21 protein-coding genes are annotated in these 21,308 nt (G+C 67.6%); 8 read left to right on the top strand and 13 right to left on the bottom strand.

What is annotated here, in order from left to right:
* Positions 1 to 5 precede the first annotated feature (5 nt).
* From ACWIEX_RS05200 to ACWIEX_RS05185, 4 genes are all read right to left on the bottom strand, one after another.
* Complete coding sequence (locus ACWIEX_RS05200) at positions 6 to 707, bottom strand: HAD family hydrolase (RefSeq protein WP_454032041.1); 702 nt, start codon at positions 705 to 707, stop codon at positions 6 to 8.
* Between the two features lie 10 nt (positions 708 to 717).
* On the bottom strand, positions 718 to 1,272 hold the full coding sequence (locus ACWIEX_RS05195; protein ID WP_454032040.1) for a hypothetical protein: 555 nt from the start codon (positions 1,270 to 1,272) through the stop codon (positions 718 to 720).
* Positions 1,273 to 1,275: 3 nt separating this feature from the next.
* A complete protein-coding gene (gene ppdK / locus ACWIEX_RS05190; RefSeq protein WP_454032039.1) occupies positions 1,276 to 3,960 on the bottom strand; it encodes a pyruvate, phosphate dikinase in 2,685 nt (894 codons plus the stop codon).
* A 188-nt stretch (positions 3,961 to 4,148) separates the two neighbouring features.
* Positions 4,149 to 4,643, bottom strand: a complete 495-nt coding sequence (locus tag ACWIEX_RS05185) for a YcgN family cysteine cluster protein (RefSeq protein ID WP_454032038.1) — start codon at positions 4,641 to 4,643, stop codon at positions 4,149 to 4,151.
* Between the two features lie 240 nt (positions 4,644 to 4,883).
* Here ACWIEX_RS05185 and ACWIEX_RS05180 point away from each other — a divergent pair, with 240 nt between their 5' ends.
* From ACWIEX_RS05180 to ACWIEX_RS05170, 3 genes are all read left to right on the top strand, one after another.
* Positions 4,884 to 7,094, top strand: a complete 2,211-nt coding sequence (locus ACWIEX_RS05180) for a transglycosylase domain-containing protein (RefSeq protein WP_454032037.1) — start codon at positions 4,884 to 4,886, stop codon at positions 7,092 to 7,094.
* A 203-nt stretch (positions 7,095 to 7,297) separates the two neighbouring features.
* Positions 7,298 to 7,873, top strand: coding sequence for a DUF1214 domain-containing protein (locus ACWIEX_RS05175; RefSeq protein WP_454032036.1), 576 nt, complete (start codon positions 7,298 to 7,300; stop codon positions 7,871 to 7,873).
* Entirely contained in the window at positions 7,870 to 8,502 is a 633-nt protein-coding gene (locus ACWIEX_RS05170) for a DUF1254 domain-containing protein (protein ID WP_454032035.1), read from the top strand. Before ACWIEX_RS05175 ends, ACWIEX_RS05170 begins: the two co-directional genes overlap by 4 nt.
* A 1-nt stretch (position 8,503) precedes the next feature.
* Here the strand turns inward: ACWIEX_RS05170 and ACWIEX_RS05165 are convergent, their stop codons facing one another.
* Both ACWIEX_RS05165 and ACWIEX_RS05160 read right to left on the bottom strand, forming a co-directional pair.
* The gene (locus ACWIEX_RS05165) at positions 8,504 to 9,268 is read right to left on the bottom strand and encodes a hypothetical protein (RefSeq protein ID WP_454032034.1); all 765 of its coding nucleotides are present in this window, start codon (positions 9,266 to 9,268) and stop codon (positions 8,504 to 8,506) included.
* Positions 9,265 to 9,486, bottom strand: a complete 222-nt coding sequence (locus ACWIEX_RS05160; RefSeq protein ID WP_454032033.1) for a hypothetical protein — start codon at positions 9,484 to 9,486, stop codon at positions 9,265 to 9,267. The genes ACWIEX_RS05165 and ACWIEX_RS05160 overlap by 4 nt, the downstream gene beginning before the upstream one ends.
* Before the next feature lie 172 nt (positions 9,487 to 9,658).
* Between ACWIEX_RS05160 and ACWIEX_RS05155 the strand changes: the two genes are divergently transcribed.
* On the top strand, positions 9,659 to 10,792 hold the full coding sequence (locus tag ACWIEX_RS05155) for a DUF2336 domain-containing protein (RefSeq protein WP_454032032.1): 1,134 nt from the start codon (positions 9,659 to 9,661) through the stop codon (positions 10,790 to 10,792).
* 24 nt (positions 10,793 to 10,816) lie between these two features.
* Here the strand turns inward: ACWIEX_RS05155 and ACWIEX_RS05150 are convergent, their stop codons facing one another.
* The 3 genes from ACWIEX_RS05150 to ACWIEX_RS05140 are packed head-to-tail and all read right to left on the bottom strand — an operon-like array spanning position 10,817 to position 13,542.
* Positions 10,817 to 11,152: a DUF1491 family protein gene (locus tag ACWIEX_RS05150; protein ID WP_454032031.1), complete on the bottom strand. Its 336-nt coding sequence runs from the start codon at positions 11,150 to 11,152 to the stop codon at positions 10,817 to 10,819.
* 15 nt (positions 11,153 to 11,167) lie between these two features.
* Positions 11,168 to 11,719, bottom strand: a complete 552-nt coding sequence (locus ACWIEX_RS05145) for a hypothetical protein (protein WP_454032030.1) — start codon at positions 11,717 to 11,719, stop codon at positions 11,168 to 11,170.
* A gap of 14 nt (positions 11,720 to 11,733) precedes the next feature.
* On the bottom strand, positions 11,734 to 13,542 hold the full coding sequence (locus ACWIEX_RS05140; RefSeq protein ID WP_454032029.1) for a sensor histidine kinase: 1,809 nt from the start codon (positions 13,540 to 13,542) through the stop codon (positions 11,734 to 11,736).
* A 326-nt stretch (positions 13,543 to 13,868) separates the two neighbouring features.
* On the opposite strand from ACWIEX_RS05140, the gene ACWIEX_RS05135 reads away from it, so the two are divergent.
* Complete coding sequence (locus tag ACWIEX_RS05135; RefSeq protein WP_061964719.1) at positions 13,869 to 14,138, top strand: hypothetical protein; 270 nt, start codon at positions 13,869 to 13,871, stop codon at positions 14,136 to 14,138.
* A 40-nt stretch (positions 14,139 to 14,178) separates the two neighbouring features.
* Positions 14,179 to 14,607: a SufE family protein gene (locus ACWIEX_RS05130; protein WP_454032028.1), complete on the top strand. Its 429-nt coding sequence runs from the start codon at positions 14,179 to 14,181 to the stop codon at positions 14,605 to 14,607.
* Positions 14,608 to 14,613: 6 nt separating this feature from the next.
* Here the strand turns inward: ACWIEX_RS05130 and ACWIEX_RS05125 are convergent, their stop codons facing one another.
* The 3 genes from ACWIEX_RS05125 to ACWIEX_RS05115 all read right to left on the bottom strand — a co-directional run bounded on the left by ACWIEX_RS05125 (position 14,614) and on the right by ACWIEX_RS05115 (position 16,427).
* Positions 14,614 to 15,408 carry a DUF6456 domain-containing protein gene (locus ACWIEX_RS05125; RefSeq protein WP_454032027.1) on the bottom strand — a complete coding sequence of 265 codons (795 nt, stop codon included), beginning with the start codon at positions 15,406 to 15,408 and terminating at the stop codon, positions 14,614 to 14,616.
* Positions 15,405 to 15,773, bottom strand: coding sequence for a helix-turn-helix domain-containing protein (locus ACWIEX_RS05120; RefSeq protein WP_454032026.1), 369 nt, complete (start codon positions 15,771 to 15,773; stop codon positions 15,405 to 15,407). Before ACWIEX_RS05120 ends, ACWIEX_RS05125 begins: the two co-directional genes overlap by 4 nt.
* Positions 15,774 to 16,010: 237 nt before the next feature.
* The gene (locus ACWIEX_RS05115; protein ID WP_061964725.1) at positions 16,011 to 16,427 is read right to left on the bottom strand and encodes a Ros/MucR family transcriptional regulator; all 417 of its coding nucleotides are present in this window, start codon (positions 16,425 to 16,427) and stop codon (positions 16,011 to 16,013) included.
* 388 nt (positions 16,428 to 16,815) lie between these two features.
* Between ACWIEX_RS05115 and ACWIEX_RS05110 the strand changes: the two genes are divergently transcribed.
* Positions 16,816 to 18,930 carry a S9 family peptidase gene (locus ACWIEX_RS05110; RefSeq protein ID WP_454033465.1) on the top strand — a complete coding sequence of 705 codons (2,115 nt, stop codon included), beginning with the start codon at positions 16,816 to 16,818 and terminating at the stop codon, positions 18,928 to 18,930.
* Here ACWIEX_RS05110 and ACWIEX_RS05105 read toward each other — a convergent pair whose 3' ends face one another.
* Positions 18,931 to 20,325 carry a hypothetical protein gene (locus tag ACWIEX_RS05105; RefSeq protein ID WP_454032025.1) on the bottom strand — a complete coding sequence of 465 codons (1,395 nt, stop codon included), beginning with the start codon at positions 20,323 to 20,325 and terminating at the stop codon, positions 18,931 to 18,933.
* A gap of 278 nt (positions 20,326 to 20,603) precedes the next feature.
* Between ACWIEX_RS05105 and ACWIEX_RS05100 the strand changes: the two genes are divergently transcribed.
* Positions 20,604 to 21,200 (top strand): superoxide dismutase, encoded by a 597-nt coding sequence (locus ACWIEX_RS05100; protein ID WP_454032024.1) that lies wholly within the window; start codon positions 20,604 to 20,606, stop codon positions 21,198 to 21,200.
* The last annotated feature ends 108 nt before the right edge of the window (positions 21,201 to 21,308 follow it).

The raw sequence follows: 21,308 nt of genomic DNA, 5'->3' as shown, positions 1-21,308 counted from the left end.
ACGGATCAGCGAACGAGCTGTTCGATGAGGCTGCGCAGCGGGCCGAGATCCGGGATCGCGTGGTAGCGGTCATGTCCCACGGGCTCCGCGGCGTGTTCCAGCACCCAGGTCAGTTCATGCGGGACATGCACCGCCCAAGAGCCGGCCTCCAGCGCCGGCAGGATGTCGGACTTCAGGGAATTGCCGACCATCATCGCCCGCCCTGCCCCATCGCCATGCCGGGCGAAGATGCGATCGTAAGTAGCCGGCTTCTTGTCGCTGACGATCTCGACCGCGTGGAAGAAATCGCCCAGCCCGGACTGGGCGAGCTTGCGCTCCTGGTCGAAGAGATCGCCCTTGGTGATCAGCACCAGCCGGTAGCCACCCGACAGCGCCGCAAGCGTCTCCTGAACATGCGGCAAGGTCTCGACCGGATGAGCCACCATCTCGCGGCCGGCGGCGAGGATCTCGCCAATGACGGAAGCCGGGACCTGCCCCCGCGTGACCTCGATCGCCGTCTCGATCATCGAGAGCACGAAACCCTTGATGCCGAAACCGTAGAACCCGAGATTGCGCTTCTCCGCTTCGAGCAGGCGCCCGGAAATCTCGGCCGCCTCGCCGTGCTCGCCGAGCAGCGCGACGAAGCGATCCTCCGTCATCCGGAAGAACTGCTCGTTCTGCCAGAGCGTGTCGTCGGCGTCGAAGCCGATGGTGGTGAGCTTCGGCATCGCGCGCGCCTCAGCCGGAGGCGAAGCAGGAAGGCGGGAGTGTCTGCCCCTCCCATTCGGCATAGGCATCGGGCGGCAGCACCCGCACCGCCACCGGCCTCTCATCGCCCGCGGGCGCGGCGGCCGGGTCGCCGATCTCACCCGGCGGCAGCTTGATGATCTTGTCCTCGATCCGGCCGGGAATCCCGGCCAGGTCCAGATCGAATTGCGGCAGCCGCCATGGACGGATGATATCGCTCGCCGTCACCGAGAAGCGCACGGGCGTATCGGCCGGGAGCACCAGCACTCCGCTCACGACACAATCGCCGTCGGAGCCCACCCCGCCCGGCTGAAGATAATCATAGCGCCAGCCTTCCGGCGTGCCCGTCGCCAGAATACGACGCGCCGGTTCCGGCTCCTGCCTGCCGCCCTGAACAAGCAATTCCAACGCTTCGCGGCAAGACTTCTGCATCGCGGCAGGCTGCCCGCTGCAGAGATCCGGCGCCTGCGCCAGGGATGGGACAGCGAAGCCGCAGCCGAGGGCGAGCAGCAGCCCGCCGAAGCCGATGAGCCGCCCGCCCGTCACGGCTCAGCCATCCTTCGGCTTGATCGCGCCGAGCGCCGCCTGCGCGGCGGCGAGGCGGGCAATCGGCACGCGGAAGGGCGAGCAGGAGACATAGTCGAGGCCGACGCTCTCGCAGAAACCGATCGAGGCCGGGTCGCCACCATGCTCGCCGCAGATGCCGAGCTTGATGTCGCCCCGCGTCTTGCGGCCGCGCTCGGCGGCAAGCTTCACCAGTTCGCCGACGCCGTCCTGATCGATCGTGACGAAGGGATCGGCGTCGAGCAGTCCCTTGGCGGTGTAGGAGCCGAGGAAGGAGGAGGCGTCGTCGCGGCTGATGCCGAGCGTCGTCTGCGTCAGGTCGTTGGTGCCGAAGGAGAAGAACTCGGCGCTCTCGGCGATCTCGGCGGCGCGCAAGGCGGCGCGCGGCAATTCGATCATCGTGCCGACCTGATAGTCGATCTTCGTGCCGCTCTCCTCGATCACGGCCTTGGCCATGGCGTCGATGCGGGCCTTGACGAGGTCGAGCTCGGGCTTGCCCATGACGAGCGGCACCATCACCTCCGGGATCACCGGCTTGCCGGTCTCCTTGGCGGCGATGACGGCCGCCTCGAAGATCGCGCGGGCCTGCATCTCGGCGATTTCGGGGAAGGCCACCGCCAGACGGCAGCCGCGGAAGCCGAGCATCGGGTTGAACTCGTGCAATTCGGCGGCGCGGTGCTTCAGCGCATCCGGCGTGACGCCGAGCGCAGCGGCGACCTCGCCGATCTCCTTCTCGCCATGCGGCAGGAACTCGTGCAGCGGCGGGTCGAGCAGGCGGATCGTCACCGGCAGGCCGCTCATGATGCTGAAGAGCTGGACGAAGTCCTGGCGCTGGACCGGCAGCAGTTTGGCGAGCGCGGCGCGCCTGCCCTTGTCGTCATGCGCGAGGATCATCTCGCGGACGGCCTGGATGCGGTCGCCTTCGAAGAACATGTGCTCGGTGCGGCAGAGGCCGATGCCCTCGGCGCCGAACTCGCGCGCGGTCCTCGCATCCTCCGGCGTCTCGGCATTGGCGCGGACCTTGAGGCGGCGAACCTTGTCGGCCCAGCCCATCAGCGTCGCGAACTCGCCGGATAATTCCGGCTTCTGCATCTTGATCTCACCGAGCAGGACCTGGCCGGTGCCACCGTCGACGGTGACGAAATCGCCGGCCTTCAGCGTGTTCGGGCCGACCGAGAGCGTGCCCTTGGCATAATCGATGCGGATCTGGCCCGCGCCGGAAACGCAGGGCTTGCCCATGCCGCGCGCCACGACCGCCGCATGCGAGGTCATGCCGCCGCGCGAGGTCAGGATGCCCTCGGCGGCATGCATGCCGTGGATGTCCTCAGGCGAGGTCTCGACGCGGACGAGGATGACCTTGCGGCCGGCCTTCTTCGCGGCTTCGGCATCGTCCGAGTTGAAGACGATCTCGCCGGCGGCGGCGCCGGGCGAGGCCGGCAGGCCGGTGGTCAGCACGCGGCGCTCGGCCTTGGGATCGATGGTCGGGTGCAGGAGCTGGTCGAGCGCGCCGGGCTCGACGCGGCCGACGGCTTCCTCCTGCGTGATCAAGCCTTCAGTCGCGAGCTCGACCGCGATGCGCAAGGCCGCCTTGGCGGTGCGCTTGCCGGATCGGGTCTGCAGCATCCAGAGCTTGCCCTCCTGGATGGTGAACTCCATGTCCTGCATGTCGCGATAGTGCTTCTCGAGGATGCCGTAGATGCGGCAAAGCTCGGCATAGGCCTCCGGCATCTCCGCTTCCATCGAGGGCTTGTCGGAGCCGGCCTCCTTCTTGGCCGCTTCCGTGATGTCCTGTGGCGTGCGGATGCCGGCGACGACATCCTCGCCCTGGGCGTTGATCAGGAACTCGCCATAAAGCGCGTTCTCGCCGGTCGAGGGATTGCGCGTGAAAGCGACGCCGGTCGCGGAGGTGTCGCCCATATTGCCGAACACCATCGACTGGACGTTGACCGCCGTGCCCCAGCTCGCGGGGATGGCGTTCAGCTCGCGATACTTGATGGCGCGGGCATTCATCCAGGAGGAGAAGACGGCGCCGACCGCGCCCCAGAGCTGCTTCTCGGGCTCCTGCGGGAAGTCGGAGCCGAGCTCCTTCTTCACGATCTCCTTGTACTTGCCGACCAAGAGCTTCCAGTCGGCCGCCTTGAGGTCGGTGTCGAGATGGAGGCCCTTGCGCTCCTTGTAGTCTTCCAGTGCCTCCTCGAAGAGGCCGTGGTCGATATCGAGCACGACGTTGGAATACATCGTGATGAAGCGGCGATAGCTGTCCCAGGCGAAGCGCTCGTCGCCCGAGGCCTTGGCGACGGCCTCGACCGTCTCGTCGTTGAGGCCGAGATTGAGGACGGTGTCCATCATGCCCGGCATCGAGGCACGCGCGCCCGAGCGGACCGAGACGAGGAGCGGGTTGGCGGGATCGCCGAAGGTCTTGCCCGTGAGCTTGCCCATGCCGGCGAGCGCCGCCCTGACCTGCCCGTCGAGCTCGGCCGGGAAGCTCTTGCCGTTGTCGTAATAGGCGGTGCAGACCTCGGTGGTGATGGTGAAGCCGGGCGGAACGGGCAGGCCCAGATTGCTCATCTCGGCGAGGTTCGCGCCCTTTCCGCCGAGCAGGTTCTTCATGCCTGCCTCACCCTCGGCCTTGCCGTCGCCGAAGGTATAGACCCACTTCCCACCTGCCATCACATAGCCTCTTCTGTTCAACCGGACAGGGCAAACGCCGCGCCGGCGTGAAAGTTTCGTGTGCGTGCCGTCGATAACCCGGGGTCATCGGCAGCGGGGATGTTGGCGGTCATGCCCAAACCGACATGAACGATCAATGAGCGTGTGCAGCATCGCCTGATGCAGCGCAATAGCACGGCCGGGTTGCGTCAGGCTCCCTTCCCGCGCGCGGCACGGGGCCAGCGCAGCGGCCAGTTGACGATGCGCTCGGCGACCTCCTCCTCCGGAATCTCGTCCTCATTCGCGAAGACGCGACCACGCACGGAGATGCCGGCGGCGACTACGGTCTCGGGGTCGCCCGAGACCAGCGGATGCCACCAGGGCAGGTCCTTGCCTTCGGCGACAAGGCGATAGGCGCAGGTCGGCGGCAGCCAGGGCAGCGTGCGCACCTCCTCGGGCGTCAAGGTCACGCAATCCGGCACTTTCTGCGAGCGGTTCGGATAGTCCCGGCAACGGCAGGTGCCGGCGTCGAACAGGCGGCAGCCGACATCGGTCGCGAAGATGCGCCCGGTATCCTCGTCCTCGAGCTTGACGAGGCAGCAGCGGCCGCAGCCGTCGCAGAGCGATTCCCATTGCTCGCTCGACATCGCTTCCAGCGGCGTCGTCAGCCAGAACGGCTGCTGTTTCGGCGGGGTTTGCGTCATGGCAGGCTTATGCGCCCGCAGGCGGCAAGATGGAAGGCCGATCCCGCCCGGCCCCATGTGTCGATATGTGAATGCCGCGCTCGTGCATTTCCGGCTCCCGGCGATGAAATTTACCCTCCCGCCTCTTATCCGGGCGCTGAGCATGCCTATGTGTCCATTCCCCGGCGCTCTTCTGTTGCCAAGATGGCAAGCACGCGGCAGGACTAAGCCGGGGGCCATTCAGGAAGCCTGGATAAGGCCATGGAATTCAGGAAGGCGGGCTGGAGGACGCGGCTGAAGCGCTTCGCGCTGGCCGCTGATTCATGGCTGGATGCCGGCCTGTGGGGCGCCGGGCGCCGGGCCGGTGAAATCCATGAGCGCATCCGCAGCGTCGCCGATCGCCTGACCGTCACCGGCGGCAAGCGCGTCGCCGCTGAATTCGCCAGCGAAGGGCTGAATATCGGCATCGTCGGCGCGCTGATCCTGCTGATGCTGGCCTTGCCCGCTTTCCGGATCGGCAATGACGAGGCCCTCAAGAATCAGGTCTTCGCCGTCACCTTTCTCGACCGCTACGGCATGCCGATCGGCCATCGCGGTGCCCGGCACGACGATTCCCTGAAGCTGGAGGAAATGCCGGACCATCTGCTCAAGGCCGTGCTCGCGACCGAAGACCGCCGCTTCTACGACCATTTCGGCATCGACGTGATCGGCACCTCGCGGGCCCTGCTGGTCAACACGCGGGCCTCGGGCGTCGTCCAGGGCGGCTCGTCGCTGACGCAGCAGCTCGCCAAGAACCTCTTCCTGAACAACGAGCGCTCGCTCGACCGCAAGATCAAGGAAGCCTTCCTGGCGCTGTGGCTGGAGGCAAGGCTCAGCAAGAACGAGATCCTCAAGCTCTATCTCGACCGTGCCTATATGGGCGGAGGCACCTTCGGCGCGGCGGCCGCGGCCGAGTATTACTTCGGCAAGTCGGTGAAGGACGTCTCGCTGGCCGAGGCCGCGATGCTGGCCGGCCTGTTCAAGGCGCCGACGAAATACGCGCCCCATGTCAACCTGCCGGCCGCCCGCGCCCGCGCCAACGACGTGCTCAACGCCATGGTCGATGCCGGCTTCATGACCGCCGGCCAGGTCGACAGCGCCAAGCGCAACCCGGCGACGCCGATCGACCGCAAGCGCGATTCCAGTCCCGACTACTATCTCGACTGGGCCTTCGACGCGGTGAAGGAGCTCGCTTCCGAGGGCAAGCTCGGCGCCGACCGCGTGCTGACGGTCAAGACACCACATGATTCCGCGATCCAGCAACGCGCCGACGAGGCGATCGAAACGATCCTGCGCCAGCATGGCCCGGCCTATCGGGTGAAGCAGGCGGCGACAGTGGTGATGGACCCGGACGGGGCCGTGCGCGCCATCGTCGGCGGCCGGGACTACGGTGCGAGCCAGTTCAACCGGGCGACCGCGGGCCTGCGCCAGCCCGGCTCCTCGTTCAAGCCCTTCGTCTATGCCGCCGCGCTCTCGGCCGGGCTCTACAAGCCGAACACGATCGTCACCGACCGGCCGGTCTGCATCGGTAACTGGTGCCCGAACAATTACGGGCGCTCCTATGCCGGCTCGATGCCGCTCACCGTCGCGCTGGCGAAGTCGATCAACACGATCCCGGTGCAGATGTCGATCGCCATCGGCCGCGCGACCGGCGAGACCCACGAGGCGCGCGCGGCCGCGATCGGGCGCCGGAAGATCGTCGAGACGGCCCGCGCCATGGGCCTGACGACGCCGCTGACCGACACGGTCTCGCTGCCGATCGGGGCCGCCGAGGTCACCGTCATCGACATGGCGGCGGGCTATTCCGTGCTCGCCAATGGCGGGCGCCGGGCGAAGCCCTATGCGGCGATCGAGATCGCCAATTCCCAGGGCGAGGTGATCTATCGCCATGACAGCGACGAGCCGGAGCCGAAGCAGGTGCTGAGCTCCCAGGTCGCGCAGGACATGAACTTCATGCTCTCGAAGGTGCCGACCGAGGGCACCGGCCGGCGCGCCGCGCTCGAGGGCGTCATCACCGCCGGCAAGACCGGCACCACCAACGGCTACAAGGACGCCTGGTATGTCGGCTATTCCGGCAACCTCGTCGGGGCCGTCTGGTTCGGGAACGACAACTCCACCGAGACCGCGAACATGACCGGCGGCTCGCTGCCCGCGATGACGTGGAAGGAGATCATGCAGTTCGCCCATCAGGGCCTGGAATTGAAGCCGATTCCGGGCGTGCCCGCGGCCGACCCGAAGGGTGCGGCGGTGGCCAGGGCCGGCAACGCCCCAAGGCCGGCTGGGGCGACGGCCGGCCATATGCCGCGCCAATCCTTCGAGGTGCTCTCGGCCGTCGGCTCGATGTTCAAGGCCGTCGAGCCGCGGCGCAGCGCCGGCCGCCCCGTCCAGGTCGGCATCCGCGAGATCTCGGGCAGCGAACCACGGCTGCGCTGAGGGGCAGGCGATTGACGATGATGAGTGCGGACGGTCAACTCTCCCTCGTCATGGAAGCGCGGGTCATCCCGGACGCAGCAAAGCGGAGATCCGGGACCCATGCCTGAACCTTGACCGGAAGCGCTCCGGAATGGATCCCGGGTCAAGCCCGGGATGACGGCGTGTTTCTGTAGACAATCAGCAGGCCCAAGCGGAAGGACAGCGTGCGGATTCTCGACCTCGCCTATATCCTTGCCCTCGGGGCCGGGCTCGGCCTCGGGTCCGCACATTGGGCGGTGGCCGGGCGCCCGGCCATCGGCCGGGTCGAGGTCGGCGCCTGGACGGCCTGGCCACGCAGCGGCAGCCGCGAGGTCGATCCCTATATGCGCGCCTATCTCGCCCGCGGCGTCCACCTGCCATTCGGCTCCGGCGAAGGGCTCGAGCTGATCGCCGAGCGGGACGATGCAGGACAGGCGCTGGACGGGCGTTGCCGCTACCGGCTGTCCGGAGCGACGCCGACGACGCGCGGCTGGACCATCGGCATCACCGATGGCGACGGCCTGCCGTTCCGTCTGCCCCTGGAGCGCACCGGCTTCACCGATTCGGAGATCGTCCGCCCCGAGGATGGCGGGCTCGCCATCATCGCCGCAGCCACCCCTGAAGCCGGCAACTGGCTGCCCTTACCGGCGAGCGGGCGCTTCCAGTTTCGCCTGCGGCTCTACGATACGCCGATATCGAGCCAGACCGGCGAGACGCGGGCCGCCAACCTGCCGCGCGTCACGCGCCTCGATTGCCGATGAGCGCCCTCAGCCACGATCCGACGGAAAAGCGCAGCGCGCCCTTCGCCGGCTGGCGGCCAATTTTGTGTGCCGGCGTCGCGCGCTTCGTGATGACGACACTGGCCGGGCTGATCCTCGCGGCCATCGTCCACATCGTCACGATCCTGGCGATCCCTGTGCTCTCGCAGCGCGACGCTGCTCATGCCTATCGCGAGCTTGGCATCGAAGGGCATGCCGAGCCGATCCCCTCCCCCGGCAATGCCCGCGGCCTGCCCGCCCTGCGCGAGGCCGATCCCAATGTCGTCACCGCGATCTGCAGCTACGATCTCTCCGCCGGCCCGATGCGGGTGGTCGCCCGCACCGGCACATTGCCGCTCGGCCTGACGCTGCACCGGCAGGGCGGCGGCGTGCTCTATGCCATCACCGACCGGGCGGCGATCCGCGGTACGCTCGAATTCCTGGTGATGACCGAGACCCAGCGCGACGAGCGCATCGCGGCCGATGAAGAAGGCGAGACCAGCCGGGAGCTGCGCATCGTCTCCGATACCGAGCAGGGGCTGATCGTCGCGCGCGTGCTCCAGCGCCTGCCGTCCGACCGGGCCGATGCGGAGGCGCTCGCGACAGGCGTCGCCTGCGGCGCGGCGAATTGAGTTAGCCCTTGTAGACGACCGGGCGCTTGCCGCCTTCGCCGAAGGTACCGATGAGCGGCATCTGGCAGAGCGGCCTGGCTTCCATCTCCAGCGCCATGATCGCACGCTCGGCCTTCACGGCTTCGCGCGAAGGCATCTCGACGACGAGGTTGACCAGCGCGTGACGGTAGCTGCGGAGGCGGAAATCGAGGCGTTCGCAGACCCAGAAGACCAGCCCCTCGTTTTCGACGACGCGTGCATAGGCCGGTCCCTGCTTGTCGACGGGCACATCGGGAGAGGCCTCGACGGTGCGCATCCGCACCCGGTCCATGCTCACCACCCGTGCCGCATTGGCACGGAACGGGCCGATCAGCAGGCGATCGGCATTGGCATCCTCCGTCAGCCGGTTGTAGCGCGAAGCCTGGGAAGCGAAGGATATCGAAGTCAGGCCGCGGAAATAGTCGCCGACATCGGTCGACTGGGCAGCGACCGGCAGGATGCGCGTATGGGCAAGGTTGGAGACCTCGCCCTGGAACACGCTGTTCGGGCTTGCCGGCATGACGAAGCGCCAGGCGCGGTCGCGCATCTGCTCCTCGTCGTCCGTCAGCCGGAAATAGGAGGCCTGCTCGCCGCGGGCGGTCGCGGACCAGAAGCCCGCCTCGGGGGCGATGAGCTGCGACCAGACCGTCGGGCGCGGCCGACCGAGATCGCCCGTGGTGGCAGTGCAGGCGGATACGGACGCAGTCGCCAGGACGGCGAGCAGCAGCTTGGCCGGGCTTCTTGTCACGCAGGCTGCCTGCGGGCGCTTTTCCGTACGGTCACCTTGGCGGCGACCTTCCGGGGCCGGGCATTGGCGGATGTTTTTGCGGCGGGCGGCCGGGCTTCGGGCGAGCGCTCGTAGCGCACGCCCGTGAAGAACAGGATGTCCGCTGTCTGCTGCGGAAGCGGACAGGCCGAGGCCTGCTGCGGGCGCCGCTGCGGCGCAAAGGGGATGACGATGGCCATGATGCGCCTCCTTATCCAGCGCCAGAGTTGCAACGCGAGAGGCGGCGAGGTGCGGGCAGCACCGAGTCGCAGGCCCCGCAAGCCCATCAGGCCCGGACATGGTTAACGCAGCCTTAACGGTCGGGGATTAATGCTGATTCACAATCAGTTTCCTGGTCCCCCCGAGTCCGTCATGCCTGCATCCGTCTCCAAGGAACTCGCCGACCTCGCTCGCCTGGCGCGCGAGGGCGGGCTCGACCTCAGCCCGATCTCGCTGCGCGTCAAAGCGGACCTGCTGCTCACGACGTCGCATCCCTCGTTGGACGATCTCGCCGCTTTCAACGAGATGGCCGAGGCGCTTCTGCCGGGCATCGACGAGGCGACGGCGCTCATCCTGGCGCGCAAGCTTGCCGGCTGGCCGCATACGCCCGCGCCGGTCCTTGCCGGGCTCGCGGCGAAGGGCGGCGCCGTGCTGGCGGAGCTGCTTCGCCACGGCATGCCGGTATCGGCGGCCGAACTCGAAGGTTTGGTCGAAACCGGCGACGAGGCGATGCGCGCAGCCCTGGCCGTCCGCAGCGACCTCACCAGCCAGGCCGTGATCATGCTGGTGTCGAACGCGAATCGCGCGCTCGACCTTGCCCTGATCGCCAATCACAGCGCCCCGATGCCGCGCGCCGCCGTCGACAGCCTGATCGCGCGGGCGCGGATCGAGCCGGCCTATCGGCCCGGCCTGCTCGCGCGCCCGGACCTGTCCAATCTCGAACTCGCGCCGCTCTTCCTCCACGCCGGGCCGGAACGGCGCCTCGCGATCCTCGAATCGCTGATGGCGCGCGAAGCCCTTCATCCCAGCGAGAGGCGCCCCGCCTTGTCTGCTGCGACGTTCGCCGGCTGGCTCGACCTCGCCGCTGACGATCGTGACAGCGCCTTTGCCGCCATCGCCGACCATCTCGGCGGCGGCGCGGTATTGGCCGATGCCATCGCGTCCGACGCGTCGCGGGATCTGGCGGCGCTCGTCCTCACGGCGAGCGGCACGACGGTCGAGGAAGCGACGCGCTTCCTGATCCGGCTCGGCGACGATACGGCTCATTCGGTCGAGCGCATCTTCGCTCTGGTCGCACTGATACGCTCGGTCAGGCCCGCCATCGCCTCCCGCCTGGCCATGCATATCGCCGGCGCGATCGTCGCGGCACCGCAGCGGCGCGGCCAGCACCAACCTGCGATGGACCCGAGCGGGACGCCGTCGCGCGCCGGCCATACCCGGCCGGAAGCGCAGCCGGCGATGTCGGACGTCCTCGGAAAGATCGGCGCCAGGCGCGAGCGCGGCTGAGCCGCCTCGCCCCGGTCGGCCGTATCAGCCGCTCACGAGTACGAGCCGCGGATCGCCGGCCCGGTTCTCGATTTCGACCAGCCAGAGATCGCTGTCGAAGCGCAGTTCGCGCGCGACACGATCCTCGATCGACAGCGGATCGGAATCGAGCAGGAGCTGGAAGCGCCGCTCGCCATCCTCCTCGGCCAGCGCCTGCGGCGCCGGGGCGTAGAGCGCGGCGGTGCCGTCCAGCCGGTCGAGCTTGACGAAGATGGCGCCGGCCTCACGCGCGCCACGACGACGCAGCACGGCAACGAGGCCATCGAAGGCCGCCTGCCGCAGATAGGCGGAAACCCAGAAATCGCTGGTCAGCCGCGCCATGCCGGGCGCCGCCGATCAGGTGCGCGGGGCTGTGGCTGAACGGCTGGCCGCCCTGACATCCGCAGGCGGGCGCAGATCGCCGTTGATCAGGTCGGCGATCGGATCGCGCGCGGGAGCCGCCGCGGCGCGCGGCGCAGGAGCGGCGGCCCGCGGCGCGGCCTGAACCGGCGCCGGCGGCCGGGGCTGCGCCTCGCGGGTGGCTTGCGTCTGGGAGAGATCGTTCGGCCGTGCCGGCGGGCGGATCGGCTGCGCTGCGGGAGCCTCGACGGCGGGCGCAGGCGCCGGTTCGGTGCGGCGCTCACTCGTCGCCCGCGGCTGCGAGGCCGGCGCGGACGAAGAGAGGATCGGGGCCGGATGGCGCGCCTTCTGGAACAGCAGCGCATTGGCGACGATGGCGATCGAGACGATACCGAAGGTCAGCAGGACGAGCGCCCTGCCCGGCCGCTGCCCGGCGGTGCGGGCGACCCGGCCAAGCCAGGAGGTCTTGCGTCGCGCCGGCTGGGCACGGCGCACCGGGGCGGACAGGGAAGCGCCGGAATGGGCGCGGGCGGCCATGGTCACGGACATCGGTCAGCTCGTCTTCAGGCGGTCAGGCGGAGAGGTTCTTTGGTATCGATGCCGCGGCGCGGAGCCCGGGCGAAAGTCACGATCTTGGCCGGCTGTTCGACGCCCTCGGTGCCGCCGACCGGCAGCCGGACCGAGACGCGCGTGCCGATGCCCGGCGCGCTCTCGACCGTCAGGCGGCCGCCATGCAGACCGACGAGCCCGCGCACCACGGACAGCCCGAGGCCAGTGCCCTCATGGCTGCGATCATAGGCGCCCTTGGCCTGGAAGAAGGGATCGCCCAGCCGGGGCAGGTCGGCAGCGGCGATGCCGATGCCGGTGTCGGATACCGAGAGATCGATCGTGTCGCCGTCGCGCACGACGGCGAGCGTCACCCGCCCGCCGGCCGGCGTGAACTTGATGGCGTTGGACAGCAGGTTGAGCACGACCTGCTTCAGCGCGCGCCGATCGCCGTCCATCGCCGGCAGGGCCGGCCCGGTCACGCGCTCCAGCGCGATGCCACCGGCCTCGGCCCGCAGCGCCATCAGCGCGCAGCAATCCTGCACCATCGCGGCGAGGTCGAGCGGCTCGCGCTCGATCGTCATCGCGCCGCTCTCGATCTTCGAGATATCGAGCAGCGTGTTCACGACATCGAGCAGGTGATGGCCGGAGGCGTGGATGATGCGGGCATATTCGAGACGCTTTTCAGCATCGAGCCAGCCATTGTCCTCGGCGCTCAGCATCTCGGAGAAGCCGATGATCGCATTCAATGGCGTACGCAGCTCGTGGCTGACCGTCGCCAGGAACTGGCCCTTGATGTCGTTCGCGCGCAGCGCCTCGGCATGGCCGCGCTCGCGGGTTTCCTCGGCGGCCCGGCGCGCGGTCACGTCGCGCATCACGCAGACCACGGCGGCGCCATCGGCGGCAGCAGCGCCGGCAACGCGGCAGGCCTGCATCTCCAGCCAGAGCGAGACCGGCAACCGGGCCTCGCCTGCACCTTCGCGCGGCACGAAGAGCGTGCGGAAGCAGGCGGTCACGCCCTCCTCGCCATGAGCGGCATCGCTCAGCGCCTTCAGGAAAAGCGGCCGGTCGGCAATGTGGACGCGCTCGAACAGACCGCGCCCGAGCAGTTCGCGCGGGTCGGCACCAGCCAGCGCCCGCGCCGCGGCATTGGCAAAGACGACCGCGCCGTTGGCGTCATGCCAGGTGACGAGATCGCCGACATGATCGAGCAGAAGCTGCGAACGCGCATCCGAGACGCGGTGCTCGCGCTCCTCGGCATGACGCCGGCGCAGCAGAACCGCCGTCACGACCAGGGCCTGAGCCAGCGCGGACATCGCCAGAAGCGGCATCGCCTCGCCGGTCCACACCGGCGTTTCGGTGAAAAGGCCGAGCCATTGCAGCCCGATAGCGGTGAACAGCGCACCGACCGCGATCCAGCCAGCCCGCAGCATGAAGCCGCGCGAACCGAAGAAGGCCGCCTCGACCGGTACGACCGCCAGCCAGAGCAGCAAGGGGGAGGACAGGCCGCCGGTCGCGCCCGCAAGCGCCACGATGAAGAGGGACAGCGCTGCGGAGGATAGCGCATGCGCCCGATCGAGGTGGCCCGTGCGGGAGACCAGCGCCACGGAGAGAACCGCGAGCGCGGCAGCGACGATCATGGCAGCCTCGAAGGCACCAGGCGCGCCGCGCCAGGCGAGATAGGCTGGAGCAAGGCCAAGCATGCCGCCACCGACGAGCAGGCGCGACAGAACGAAACGTTCGTGACGCCGCCTTTTCGCCGGGTCCGACTGCACCGATGCATGCACCAGTGCCGCCGCCTGTGTCCTCAATGCTGTCATCGCCATACGGAACGCAACGCCTTGCTTTCGCGGATACCCCGATCCGCTTGGCCCAATCTCGCCATGGCCGGTTTAAGCGGGGCTTAAGGCGAAGTGCGGCGAAAGCCCGGACCAGCGGCAGAAAACGATTTTTTCTTTCGATTTTTCAAGTGGTTATGTAAAATCCTCTCGTTTTCCCGGCACGAGCCGATGTTCGCGGCAAGGTGAACGGAAGCTGAAGATCACTTGCGACATTCGACTCGCATTTGAGCGTTTGGAATGACGCGATTTTTCGATGTCCCGGTCTAGGTTGTTCTCGCGGCGCAAGAGAGGCGCCGACGATGGAGACCGACATGGCCTACCTGCTGCGCAAGATCGCGATCATCGGCCTCATCGCCGTGAATTCGCCTGTGCATAGCGGCAAGCCGGCCGACGCCGCATTGCCGCAGGCCATGTGGCAGGCGGCCGAGACCGTCCGGACCGAGACGCGCACGGTCGCGGGCAACCTGACCGCCGCGCGCGAAGCGGCCGAGATCCTCGCGGGAATGGACCCTGCCTTGCGCGAGCGCATCCTGCATGCCGCGGCGACGGCTGTGATCGGGAAGCAGGCGCCGCAGCGCTGAGTGCTTGACGCTCCCCCGCAATCGCGGGAAGACGCCGGTCATGACGACAAGCCTCGACGACATCGTCGCGAATTTCGAACTGCTCGACGAGTGGGACGATCGCTATCGCTACCTGATCGAACTCGGCAAGGGCCTGGAGCCCCTGCCCGAGGAGGCGCATGTCGACGCCAACAAGGTGCGCGGCTGCGCGAGCCAGGTCTGGCTCGTCGCCCATCGCGATGGCGGCAGCGGCCCGCAGACGCGGCTTCATTTCGTCGGCGACAGCGACGCCCATATCGTGCGCGGGCTGGTCGCGCTGGCGCTGGCGATCTTCTCCGGGCGGGAGGCCGCGGAAATCCTCGCGACAGACGCCTTCGCCATCTACGAGCGCCTTGGCCTCGCCGCCCATCTCACGCCGCAGCGCTCCAACGGCGTGCGCGCCATGATCGACCGGATCAAGCGCGACGCCCAGGCTGCCGCCGGGGCCTGAGCCGCTTCAGCCGGTGGCCGGGAATTCGCTCGGCCGGGCATCGGCCGCCTGCCAGCTCCGCAAGCCGGGTGGCCGGGCACGGCGGTCCAGGCCGTAATGCGTCACCAGGGTCGCCAGCGCGACACGCAGCACTACCTTGGCTGAACGCGGGGGCCAGCGGCGCTCCTTCTCGACGAGATCGAGCCCCTTGAGAAAGCCGCAGATATCGATCGCGAGACCGGAAAGCTCCGGCCCCAACCGGTCACAGGCGAGCCTGACGCGCTGACGCGCGGCGAGCGCCGTGTCTGATGAACCGGCAACATCGCGCGGGCCCGCCCCCGCCTGCTCCGGGGTGAGCGCCGCATCCCAGTTCATCGTCACGCGCGGCAGCATCCCGGCCAGGGTGATATCGGCGCGGAAGCGCTCGCCAGCCGCGAATTCCTCATCGCCGATCTGGGGCCGGCCGTCCTTGCCCGGACGGCGATAGAGCCAGAGCAGTGGGCTTTCGCGATCGTCCATGGCGGGAGCAGGTGGCTCGCCCGGCTCGGGCCGGGCCTTTTCCACGATCGGCGCGTCCGGCAGCGATGAAGCGAGGCTGAGCCTAGCCGCCCCGGCATCTTTCGACCAGGCGACGAGTCCCTCGGCTTCCAGGGCGTTCGCCGTTTCCGCGGCAACATAGCCGGCGCCCAGGCTCGTGCCGTTCACCGTCCGGTAGAGAGCGATGCGCCCACATCCCAGCGGGGAAACGAGGCCGTAGCATCCGGGTTCGGCGAGATGCCTGAGGAGACGGCCGCGTTCCTTGCGTTCGATTTCAGCGCTCATCGGCCGGCCTCCGCCGGTTGGTCGACCAGCCTCGCCCTCGTGGCCAGAAGTGCGGCTTCCAGGGCGGTCAACCCGAACTCCAGCCTCGGGTCGTCGCGGCGATCCTCGATCAGGGCACAGGCATGGCGAACAGTGGTGCGGTCCCGGCCGAAGCAGATGCCGACACGGGTGAAGCTCAGGCCGAAGGCGACATGGGCGAGATACATCGCCGTCTGGCGGGCCACCGCAATCGACTTGCGGCCTCGGTGCGCGGCCCGCAGGCCGGCCAGCGGAATCCGGGTCGCGGCCACGATGGCCACTTCCGCCAGGCGCGCAACGGCACTGGCACGCAGGGCAGTTTGAGATTGGTCGCGCTCTTTGTTCATGATATGTTCCTATTCGAGGCCAACCGCCCCTCCCGTGAGGCCTGACCGATATAGGATTATATTCTTATATTCGAACTGGCAACCCCGGAGCCGGCTTTATCCCCGCCGCTTCCCGATGAAGCGCATGAAAAAAGCCGCCGAGATCATCGGCGACTTTTTCCAGGGTCGGCATATCCAGAGCATCTTCTTCCCGCAAACCGAAGTTCGCGTCGCTCGAAAATGCCTATCGGACGCTGCTCAGCGACGCTTGCGGCGCTGCTGGCCGAGGCCCATCTTCTTCGCAAGCTGCGAGCGCGCCTCGGCATAGTTCGGCGCGACCATCGGATAGTCCGGCGGCAGGCCCCACTTCTCGCGGTACTGCTCGGGCGACATGTTGTACTGCGTACGCAGATGCCGCTTCAGCGACTTGAACTTCTTCCCGTCTTCCAAGCAGATCAGGTAATCGGCCGTGATCGACTTCTTCACGGGGATGGCGGGCTTGGGCGCCTCGGCCTGCACCACAGGTGCAGCCCCGCCAATGACCCGGCTCAGCGCCGAATGCACTTCGCTGATCAGAGCCGGCAGATCCGAGGCAGGCACGGAATTGTTGGAGACATAGGCGGAAACGATATCCGCCGTCAGCTCGATGAAGTCCGCTCCGTCGTTCTCGGCCATGGCGATGTCTCTCCTTATCGTTCTTGCTGGCGTTCTGCGCTGATCGCCCACCGTCTTGCGCCCGATAGCCTGATGAATATTACCAATAGTGGGTCAAGCACCATCGGCCCAGAATCGGAAAACGCGGACTGATCGAGATATGCGTTTATTCGATGCTGTTTAGTTACGCAAGCCAACAAATCCCAACAATTGATGTATTGAAAGGTCAATATTTCGTCGCCCGGATGCTGCGTTGCACTGAGCGGCAAAAATCAAAGCCGCAACTGGCCTGGATGTCTTGCAAGCTGATCCCGTCGCCTCTACCTGTCAGCGCCCCAGATCGGAGATCGTCATGCGCCTGGATCAGGACCGCCGCTCCCCAAGCGCCGCGCCACGCAAGTCCCGCCGGATGCCACAGCCACCGCGCGCCGAGATCCGGACCGCGGAAACGCAGGCCCACGGCATCACCTTGCGCGACGACTACGGCTGGCTGCGCGCGGGCAACTGGAAGGATGTGCTGCGGGAGCCCGACGTCCTCCCGGCCGATATCCGCAGCTATCTCGAAGCCGAGAACGCCTATTGCAAGGCCTTGATGGCGCCGACCCGCGCCTTGCAGAAGGAATTGGTCAAGGAGATGCGCGGCCGGATCAAGGAGGACGATGCGAGCGTCCCGCAGCCGGACGGGCCGTTCCTTTACTATTCGCGCTATCGCAAAGGTGCCGAGCACCCGCTGATCTGCCGCAAGCCCCGCAGCATGGCGGGCAAGACCGGCCGGGCGGGCGAGCAGATCATGCTCGATGCGGATGCCTTGGCCGCCGACAAGGATTTCTTCGATCTCGGCGACGCCGCACATAGCCCCGATCACCGCCTGCTCGCCTGGAGCGCCGACGAGGCCGGTTCCGAACTGCATGGGATTCGCATCAAGGATCTGGAAAAGGGCGACGACCTGCCCGACCTCGTCAAGGACACGACCGGCGAGATCATCTGGGCCAGCGATTCTCGCTCGTTCTTCTATGTCGCGCTCGATGACGATCACCGTCCGTCGCGGGTAAAGCGCCACCGGCTCGGCGAGCCGGCCGAGCTGGACGCGTTGCTGCATGACGAAGCCGATGCCGGCATGTTCGTCGATATCGACAAGACCCAGTCCGGCCGCTTCCTGCTGATAACGATCGGCGATCACGAGACCTCGGAGACGCGCATCCTCGATCTCGACCGGCCGGAGGCGAAGCCCGTGCTCGTCGCGGAGCGCGAGCCGGGGCGGCAGTACAGCCTGGAACATCACGGCGACGTCTTCGCGATCCTGACCAATGCCGACGGCGCCGAGGACTTCAAGATCGTCACGGCTCCCGTCGACGCGCCCGCTCCCGCGAACTGGCGCGACCTGATCGCGCACAAGCCCGGCCGCCTCATCCTCGATCATGTCTGCCTGAAGGGGCGGCTGATCCGGCTGGAGCGCGAGGACGGGCTGCCGCGCATCGTCATCCGCGATTTTGCCGATGGCGCAGAGCGCAGCATCGCCTTCGACGAGGAAGCCTATGGGCTGGGCATCGATGCGGGCTACGAATTCGAGACGAATACGCTGCGCTTCATCTATGCCTCGATGGCGCGGCCGGCCGAAACCTATGACTACGACCTTGCCACCGGCGAGAGAACCTTGCTGAAGCGGCAGGAGGTGCCCTCCGGCCATGATCCGGCGAGCTACAAGGTGCGCCGGATCTTCGCCACAGCCCCGGACGGCGCGCGCGTGCCGATCTCGATCCTGCACCGGGCCGATCTTAAGCTCGACGGCAGCGCTCCCTGCCTGCTCTACGGCTATGGCTCCTACGGCTCGGCGATGTCGGCCTCGTTCCGGACGCGGCCGCTCAGCCTGGTCGATCGCGGCTTCGTCTATGCGATCGCCCATGTGCGCGGCGGCACCGACAAGGGCTGGGGGTGGTATCTCGACGGCAAGCGCGAGAACAAGCGCAACACCTTCACCGATTTCATCGCTGCCGCCGGGGCGCTGGCCGATGCCGGTTTGACGAAGCGCGGACGCATCGTCGCCGAGGGCGGCAGCGCCGGCGGGATGCTGATGGGCGCCGTCGCCAACATGGCGCCGGAGCTCTTCGCCGGCATCGTCGCGGAGGTGCCCTTCGTCGACGTGCTCAACACGATCCTGGACGACACCCTGCCGCTGACCCCGCCGGAATGGCCGGAATGGGGCGACCCGATCCGCGACGCCAAGGCCTTCGAGACCATCCGCAGTTATTCGCCCTATGACAACGTCACGGCCCAGTCCTATCCGCCGATCCTCGCCATGGCCGGGCTGACCGATCCGCGCGTCACCTATTGGGAGCCTGCGAAATGGGTCGCGCGCTTGCGTGCGACGATGACCGGCGGCGGGCCGGTCCTGCTGCACACCAACATGGAAGCCGGCCATGCCGGCTCGGCCGGGCGCTTCGACTCGCTGAAGGAGACCGCTCTGGCCTATGCCTTCGCCATCCATACCGCGGGCGAGGGCTGGGACGCGGCGAAGGGCGTCTGATCAGACGCCCAGCCGGCTCTTCTCGCTGGCGAGATAGACCTTCAGCTCGTCCATCGAGGCGAAGCTGTATTCGCCATCGGGGGTCCGTGCCCGGATCGAGCCATCGGCGAAGATGGTGAAATGCGCATCGCCGACCTGATAGGCGCCGACGATACCCTCGTCGGAAGCCGGACGGCTGTCGGTCGTCACCGGAGCCGCCTCGGCCTGCGGCTCGACCGTCTCGACGGGCTCGGCCGCCGATTCCGGCTCGACGGTCCCTGCGTCGGATTCGTCATCCTGAAGCGGCGGATCGACGGCATCGGAAACGGCCTCGGTTTCGTCATCACCAGCCGCAGGCTCGGCCGGCGCCTCGAAAGCATGAGGCTCCGTCCGCGGCGGCCAGAGCGGAGCCGCCGCTTCAGCGGGCGCTTCTTCAGCGGCGGGCGCCGTATCGAGCCAGGGCTCCCGGCGCGGCGAAGCGCGGTCCATCCAGGTCTCCGCCGCGGCGAAGGGATCAGGCTCCCGCGAAAAGGACGGCTCGACGCGCCCGGTTGCGGGCTCCGGCTCGTTCAGATGGCCCGCCAGGCTCTCGCGCAGGGCGCTGAACTCGTCGCGCTCGGCTTCGTCGCCGGCTGCCGCGGTGGCCTCGGCAGCCTCGGCAGGAGCCGCCGCGGGCTCCTCCGCCGGCTGCTCGACCGAAGGCCGTTCGCCGAAGGGAACCGGCGCGTCATGCGCGGCGAAGGTTTCCTCATCGGCCAACGGCTGGACATCGGCCGCAGCGGATTCCGCCGGCTCATGCTCTTCCGCTTCGAAGGCGACCGGCTGTGGAGATGCCGTCGACAGCGCCTCCTCGAACATGTCGGGCAGCGGCTCGGCTTCTTCAGCCTGGGTCTGCGCGGATTCAGAGGCCGCCTCGGGCTCGCTCTCCGCAGCCGGTTCCGGCTCCGGCAGGTTCTGCGTGACGGGCGCGCCGAACAGGTCCCGGTCCCCGGATGAAGCGGGCAATTCGGCGGGAGAGGTTGCGTTTTCGGATTCGGGCGCGGTCAGGGCCTGCGCCACGGCGCTCGTCGCCGCAGCACCGGCAGCCGCGCCGATCGCAACCGGGGCCACAGAGCGTGCGAATGCGGTGTCGTCGTCGCGCGGCAGCGACACGGGCGGGGCCTCCACCGCCGAGGCGGCAGGCAGCGGCATCGCGGAACGAAGCTCGATCGCCTCGACCAGCGCGCGCCGGGTCGCCCTGACTTCCTTCAGGACCCAGGCGAGCGAGAGCATGATCAGGCCGGCGCTGCTCGCGATCGAGCCCATGATGACTTCGGTGAAGCCGCGTTCCAGCACCAGATAGGGCCAGCCGTCATAGATGGCGTAGGCGCCACCACCGAACAGGAGCAGACCCAGAATGGTAAAAATCGCGATCAAATCGGTATCCTTGGCAGGGCCGGACCAGAGCCGGCCTTTGCGTCACTATCTAACGTATTGAATAAGAGAGAGTTTCCAATCCGGGCCGCTTAGAGGGAGAAATCTGGCGCGATTGTGGCGGCCTGTCGAGAAGACATATGCTTTTCGCGATGGCAGCGGTTGTCGACCGGCGCGGAGGCGCTTAACTATCGCAGGGAATGACAGGGCCGCCGCGGCTCCGCCTGTCCCGTACAGGCCATTCTCATTTCAAGCGATTTCACAGCCCAAGGAGAGGCCTCATGTCCTTTACCCTTCCCGATCTTCCCTACGCCCATGATGCGCTCCAGCCCTTCATGTCGAAGGAGACGCTCGAGTACCATCACGACAAGCACCACCTCGCCTATGTGACCAACGGCAACAATGCCATCAAGGGCACCGAGTTCGAGGGCAAGTCGCTGGAGGAGATCGTCAAGGGCTCCTATGGCAAGAACCCCGCAATCTTCAACAATGCCGGCCAGCACTACAACCATCTCCATTTCTGGAAGTGGATGAAGCCGAATGGCGGCGGCAAGATCCCGGGCGCGCTGGAGAAGGCGATCGTCGATTCGTTCGGCTCGGTCGACAAGTTCAAGGAAGACTTCGTCGCCGCCGGCGTCGGCCAGTTCGGTTCCGGCTGGGCCTGGCTCGAGGTCAAGGGCGGCAAGCTCGCCGTCAGCAAGACCCCGAACGGCGAGAGCCCGCTCGTCCATGGCGCGACCCCGATCCTCGGCGTCGACGTCTGGGAGCACTCCTACTACATCGACTACCGCAACCGTCGCCCGGACTATCTCAAGGCTTTCCTGGAGAGCCTGGTGAACTGGGACTACGTCGCCGAGCGCTTCGACTCCGCCAAGTAAGCGGTCGCTTCCTGAATACGAAAACGGGGCCTCGCGGCCCCGTTTTTTGTTTGCGGGTGTCTTCCCGCACACGCTGCGGCGCGAAGTGCCGCTGCGCAGATGCGGGAC

The sequence above is a fragment of the Allobosea sp. NPDC055353 genome, assembly GCF_053644975.1.
This window is presented reverse-complemented; position numbering and strand designations above follow the sequence as displayed.

Bases quoted from the DNA above. Each gene is read 5' to 3' on its own strand.
- ACWIEX_RS05200 (WP_454032041.1), bottom strand. From the start codon at position 707: ATGCCGAAGCTCACCACCATCGGCTTCGACGCCGACGACACGCTCTGG.
- ppdK (WP_454032039.1), bottom strand. From the start codon at position 3,960: ATGGCAGGTGGGAAGTGGGTCTATACCTTCGGCGACGGCAAGGCCGAG.
- ACWIEX_RS05185 (WP_454032038.1), bottom strand. From the start codon at position 4,643: ATGACGCAAACCCCGCCGAAACAGCAGCCGTTCTGGCTGACGACGCCG.
- ACWIEX_RS05180 (WP_454032037.1), top strand. From the start codon at position 4,884: ATGGAATTCAGGAAGGCGGGCTGGAGGACGCGGCTGAAGCGCTTCGCG.
- ACWIEX_RS05170 (WP_454032035.1), top strand. From the start codon at position 7,870: ATGAGCGCCCTCAGCCACGATCCGACGGAAAAGCGCAGCGCGCCCTTC.
- ACWIEX_RS05160 (WP_454032033.1), bottom strand. From the start codon at position 9,486: ATGGCCATCGTCATCCCCTTTGCGCCGCAGCGGCGCCCGCAGCAGGCC.
- ACWIEX_RS05155 (WP_454032032.1), top strand. From the start codon at position 9,659: ATGCCTGCATCCGTCTCCAAGGAACTCGCCGACCTCGCTCGCCTGGCG.
- ACWIEX_RS05150 (WP_454032031.1), bottom strand. From the start codon at position 11,152: ATGGCGCGGCTGACCAGCGATTTCTGGGTTTCCGCCTATCTGCGGCAG.
- ACWIEX_RS05145 (WP_454032030.1), bottom strand. From the start codon at position 11,719: ATGTCCGTGACCATGGCCGCCCGCGCCCATTCCGGCGCTTCCCTGTCC.
- ACWIEX_RS05140 (WP_454032029.1), bottom strand. From the start codon at position 13,542: ATGGCGATGACAGCATTGAGGACACAGGCGGCGGCACTGGTGCATGCA.
- ACWIEX_RS05135 (WP_061964719.1), top strand. From the start codon at position 13,869: ATGGCCTACCTGCTGCGCAAGATCGCGATCATCGGCCTCATCGCCGTG.
- ACWIEX_RS05130 (WP_454032028.1), top strand. From the start codon at position 14,179: ATGACGACAAGCCTCGACGACATCGTCGCGAATTTCGAACTGCTCGAC.
- ACWIEX_RS05125 (WP_454032027.1), bottom strand. From the start codon at position 15,408: ATGAGCGCTGAAATCGAACGCAAGGAACGCGGCCGTCTCCTCAGGCAT.
- ACWIEX_RS05120 (WP_454032026.1), bottom strand. From the start codon at position 15,773: ATGAACAAAGAGCGCGACCAATCTCAAACTGCCCTGCGTGCCAGTGCC.
- ACWIEX_RS05115 (WP_061964725.1), bottom strand. From the start codon at position 16,427: ATGGCCGAGAACGACGGAGCGGACTTCATCGAGCTGACGGCGGATATC.
- ACWIEX_RS05110 (WP_454033465.1), top strand. From the start codon at position 16,816: ATGCCACAGCCACCGCGCGCCGAGATCCGGACCGCGGAAACGCAGGCC.
- ACWIEX_RS05100 (WP_454032024.1), top strand. From the start codon at position 20,604: ATGTCCTTTACCCTTCCCGATCTTCCCTACGCCCATGATGCGCTCCAG.